The organism is Micromonospora rosaria (assembly GCF_001567585.1).
Lineage (GTDB): Bacteria > Actinomycetota > Actinomycetes > Mycobacteriales > Micromonosporaceae > Micromonospora > Micromonospora rosaria.
This window is the reverse complement of record NZ_LRQV01000242.1, coordinates 1-4,763: the sequence shown is the minus strand read 5'-3', so window position 1 is coordinate 4,763 and position 4,763 is coordinate 1. Positions and strand designations below refer to the sequence as shown.

Genomic DNA, 4,763 nt, shown 5'->3' with positions numbered 1-4,763 from the left:
GCCCGGATCGTCGCCGCCACCGGGCTGCCGGTGCCGCCGGAGCTGCTGACCACGGTCCGCACCACCGCCCGCCGGGACGTCCCGGTCCGGCCCGGCCGGTGGCCGCTGGTGGTGCTCTCCCCGGGCTTCTCGCTGAGCCGGGAGTCCCTCACCGGGCTGGCCGAGGAGCTGGCCAGCCAGGGGTACGTGGTGGCCGGCGTCGACCACCCGTACGAGGCGTACGGGATCGAGTTCCCCGACGGGCGGGTCGCCGACTGCCTCGCCTGCGACGCCTGGGGGGAGGGCACCGCCGCCCGGGTGGTCACCGGACGCGCGGCCGACGTGGCGTACCTGCTGGACCGGCTGCTCGGGAAGCGGTCCGCCTGGCCGGGCGCACGGTTCGTGGACCCCGCCCGGATCGCCATGGTCGGTCACTCCATCGGCGGGGCCAGCGCCGTGCACACCCTCCGGACCGACCGGCGGGTCGACGCGGCGGCGGTCCTGGACGGCACGCTCTTCGTCCCGGTGCCGGCCGGCGCCGTGGACCGACCGGTCCTGCTGGTCGGGGCGGACCGGGAGCCGGACCACAGCTGGGTACGGGACTGGCCCGGCCTGGCCGGCTGGAAGCGGTGGCTGACCGTGGCCGGCACCGGGCACATGTCCTTCACCGACCGCCCGGTCCTCGGCGCCCAACTCGGGCTGGATCCCGGGGCCGTGCCGGCGGAACGCCAGTTGCTGATCACCCGGGAGTACGTGACCGCCTTCGTCGACCGGCACCTGCGGCACCGGCCGGCGCCCCTGCTCGACGCCGCCTGCCCCCGCTTCCCCGAGGTCACCGTCACCGCCGGGGCCCCGCACCCCGACCGGTCGTGACCGGCGGGCCTCAGTCCCCGGGTACCAGGCCCGCCTCGTGGGCCAGGATCGCGGCCTGCACCCGGTTGCGGACCTCCAGCCGGGTGAAGATCCCGGTGAGGTAGCTCTTCACGGTGCCCTCCACCAGGTGCAGGCGACGCGCGATCTCGGCGTTGGACAACCCGGCGCCGACCAGCGCCAGCACCTCCCGTTCCCGCTCGGTCAGCCCGGCGGTCCGGTCCCGGGCCGCCGGGCGGCGGGCCATCCGGTCCGCGCCGAACTCGATCACCCGGCGGGCGATCCGGGGCGACAGGTACGCCCCGCCCCCGGCGACCGCCCGGACCCCGGCGATCAGCTCGCGGGGGTCGCCGGACTTGAGCAGGAACCCGCTGGCCCCGTGACCGAGGGCCCGGAGCACGTGGTCGTCCTCGCCGAAGGTGGTGAGCATGACGGCGGCGGTCTGCGGCACCAGCCGCCGGATCTCGGCGACCGCGGCCAGCCCGTCCAGTCGGGGCATCCGGATGTCCAGCAGGGCCACGTGCGGGCGGTGGGCGCGCACCAGTTCCACCGCCGCGTGCCCGTCGCCGGCCTCGGCGACCACCTCGATGCCCGGGTCGGTGGCGAGGATCGCCCGGACCCCGGCTCGGATCATCGCCTCGTCGTCGGCGAGCACCACCCGCACGGCGGCCGGTCCGCCAGCGGCCGGGGTGATGGCCGCCGGGTCGGCAGCGGCCGTGCCGATGGCCGCCGGAGCAGCGGCCGGGGTGACGGCCGCCGGGTCGGCCGGTTGTCCACTGGTCACAGGATGATCCGTTCCTTGCTGGCCAGTCGGCCGTCGACGAAGCAGAGCCGGTAGCTCGGCTGGGCGAGAGGGAAGTTGCCGTCGGTGTAGTACGCGCAGCGCCGCCCGTCCGAGGGTCCGGGTGGCGCTGCCCCGGGTGGTGCTGCTCCGGGTTCCGGCGTGCGGGGTTCCGGCCGGGGCGGGTCCACCTCGCGGCGGGGCAGCCCGGCCAGGTCGGTGCGGGGCGTGCCGACCCGCATCCGGTCGAACGCCGCCTCCGACAACACCGCGCCGGCGGTGGCGACCGGGTAGTAGACCAGCGACAGCACCAACGCGAAGCCCACCGGCGCGCCGAGGGCGAGCAGCAGGCTCCGCCGGACCCGCCGCCGGGCGGCCCGCAACTGCGACCCCGCCCCGTCGGCCCCGACCCGCCTCCCCGGCGTGACCGGCAGGGCGGGGCGGGCCGGCCCAGTCGGGCTCCGGGGCGGGGTGGGCGTTCTGCCGGGCGGGAGCGGGGTCGCCGGCAGGAGGGCGGACACGGTGAACCCCCCGTCGGCGGTCGGTCCGGCGTGGAAGGTGCCCCCGACCAGCCGGACCCGCTCCCCCACCGCGACCAGACCGGTACCGCCGAGGGACCGGCCACCGCCCCCGCCACCACCACCGCTCCCGCCGCTACCGCCCCCGGTGCTCCCGCCGCCGACGCTCCCGAACTGCCCGTCCGGAGGGGTACCGGTCGGCGCGTTCGCCACGTCGACCCGGACCCGGTCACCGTGGCCGACGAGGGTCACCGTGACCGGCGCGCCGGCGGCGTACCGGGCGGCGTTGGTCAGCGCCTCCCGGACCACCCGGTGCACGGCGTGCGCGGTCATCGCCGGCAGCACCGACAGGTCCGGCCCGATCCGCGTGGTCACCGGCAGGCCGGCGTCGCGGGCCCGGGCGACCAGGTCGGCGACGCTCTCCCCGCCGGGGTCGGCACCGCTCGGGGTGGCCTCGTCCCGCAGGACGCCGATGATCTCGTGCAGCCGTTCGGTGGCCGCCGCGACACTGGCCCGCACCTCCCCCGCCGCGACCCGGTGCCGGGCCGCGAGGTCCCGATCCATCTCCAGCGCGGCGGCGCGCAGCGCGATCAGGCTCAGCTCGTGGCCCAACGTGTCGTGCATGTCCTGGGCGATCCGGGCCCGCTCGCGCAGTCGGACCCGCTCGGCGGCACCCGACCGCTCCCGTTCCACCGCCTCGGCGTGCTCCCAGCCGGCCACGGTCAGCGCGTGCTGCTGCCGGCGGTACCGGCCGACCAGCCACGGGAACACCCCGGCGAAGAGCAGCACGCAGGCCAGCACGAACCAGGTCGCCAACGCGGTGCCGAGCAGCACCAGGTTGAGCACCGTTCCGCCGGCGGCGACGAGGGCGAACGCGGCGGCGGCCGGGGCGGCGCGCGGGCTGCGCCACCCGGCCAGGTAGCTGAGGACCGGGATGGCGAAGACGACGTTGCCGTCGAGGTACGAGCCGACCAGCACCAGCCACACCGCGACCACCGGCAGCCGGCGGCCGACCAGGACGGCCGCCGTGACCAGGCTCAGGGCCCCGACCAGCGCGACCAGGTCGGCCCACCGGTACGGCGGGAGCAGGTGGCCGTAGACCAGCGGCGCCACGAGCACCAGCCAGAGCAGCCCGTCCCGGACGACCCGCGAGCGGTCCACCGGACCCACCCGGGCGCGGTCCGCCCACCGCCCGGCCCACCGGGCGGGAGCGTCACGGCACCTGGTCGAGCGGGCGGGACCGTCGGGGCGCCCGGCCACCCGGGCGCGGAACCGTCTGCGCACGGCGGTCGAGGCTACCGACGGCGGGCCCGGCCGGACACCCACGAAAGTCAGGGGTACCGCACCTGCCGAGAACACCGCACCTGCCCAGGACACCGCAGGTGGCGAGGACACCGCAGGTGGTGACGGCTCGACCGGTGGTGGCGGCTCGGCCGGGCGGCGGGGTCGGTCAGCTCACGTCCTCGGCCCAGGTCCGCCAGTCGTCGAGGACGCCGTAGAGCACCGGGGTCAGCCAGCCCGGCGCGGAGCGGCGGAACACGCCCGGGTCCATCTCGCCCGCGCCCGCCGGCAACGCGCCGAGCAGGTCCGGCACCAGGTCGCTGAGGTTCGCCCAGTGCACCAGCTCCGGCTCGGCCGGCCAGGCGCCGATCACCACGCCGGCCGGTACCGCCCGTCGGCGCAGCGCCTCCAGGGTCAGCGCGGTGTGGTTGAGCGTGCCGAGCCCGGCCCGCGCCACCACCACCGCCGGGGCGTCCAGCGACACCGCCAGGTCGGCCACCGTCCACGGCTCGCCGGAGGGGCGCAGCCCCATCGGTACGAGCAGCCCGCCGGCCCCCTCGATCAGCACCAGGTCGTGCTTGTCGAGCTCCTCGCGGATCGCGTCGACGGCGGTGTACAGCTCCAGCGGCTCCAGTTCGGCGACCCGGGCGGCGGCCAGCGGGGCCAGCGGGTCGGGGAAACTGGCCAGGGTCCGCCCGGTCAGCGGGGCGGCCAGCCGGGTCACCACGTCGAGGTCGCCGGGGGTCCCGGCTGCCGTACCCGTCTGACCGGGTTTGACCACCGCGACCCGGAGCCCGGCGGCCTGCGCGGCGGCGGTGATCGCGGCGGTCACCACCGTCTTGCCCACGTCGGTGTCGGTGCCGGTCACCAGCACCGGCCCGTGCCACGCGCCGCTCACGGCGTCACCCCCGCCCGCCCGCGCGACGCCCGCCCCACCGGGTCGTCCGTCGGCTCGACCAGGGCGTCCGCTGCCTCCGTCGGGGCGGCTGCCTCCGCCGGGGCGTCGGCCGCTTCCGTCGGAGTGTCCCCCTCCGTCGCAGGGGCCTCCGCCGCCGGCGGGGCGCAGGCCACGATGACGTCCAGGGCCCGGTCGAAGTCCGCCCGGGGCACCCCGGCGCCGATGGTCAGCCGGAGCCGGGACCGGTTGTCAGGGGTGGACGGGGGCCGGAAGCAGCCGACCGCGACCCCCCGGTCGGCGCAGGCCGCCGCCCACGCCGTCGCGGCCTGCGGGCTCGGCGCGGTCACCGACACCACGGCCGCGTCGGGCACCGGCACCGTCAGCCCGGCGGCGCGCAGCCGGCGGACCGTCGCCGCCGCCCGGTCGGCCAGCTCAG

General features: G+C 77.7%; 4 protein-coding genes and 1 pseudogene. 1 reads left to right on the top strand and 4 read right to left on the bottom strand.

What is annotated here, in order from left to right; all coding sequences use genetic code 11:
• Positions 1-852: alpha/beta hydrolase family protein (locus tag AWW66_RS31345; protein WP_425413315.1), on the top strand; the 852-nt coding region annotated here is incomplete at its 5' end.
• Positions 853-862: 10 nt separating this feature from the next.
• Here AWW66_RS31345 and AWW66_RS31340 read toward each other — a convergent pair.
• The 4 genes and pseudogenes from AWW66_RS31340 to AWW66_RS35815 form a co-directional block, all read right to left on the bottom strand.
• Positions 863-1,513 (bottom strand): response regulator, encoded by a 651-nt coding sequence (locus AWW66_RS31340; RefSeq protein ID WP_281179652.1) that lies wholly within the window; start codon positions 1,511-1,513, stop codon positions 863-865.
• Between the two features lie 116 nt (positions 1,514-1,629).
• Positions 1,630-3,309 (bottom strand): sensor histidine kinase, encoded by a 1,680-nt coding sequence (locus AWW66_RS31335; RefSeq protein WP_281179651.1) that lies wholly within the window; start codon positions 3,307-3,309, stop codon positions 1,630-1,632.
• A gap of 289 nt (positions 3,310-3,598) precedes the next feature.
• Positions 3,599-4,303: a dethiobiotin synthase gene (bioD, locus tag AWW66_RS31330; protein ID WP_067374224.1), complete on the bottom strand. Its 705-nt coding sequence runs from the start codon at positions 4,301-4,303 to the stop codon at positions 3,599-3,601.
• A 182-nt stretch (positions 4,304-4,485) separates the two neighbouring features.
• Positions 4,486-4,763, bottom strand: a pseudogene (locus AWW66_RS35815) (aminotransferase class I/II-fold pyridoxal phosphate-dependent enzyme); the annotation flags it as partial.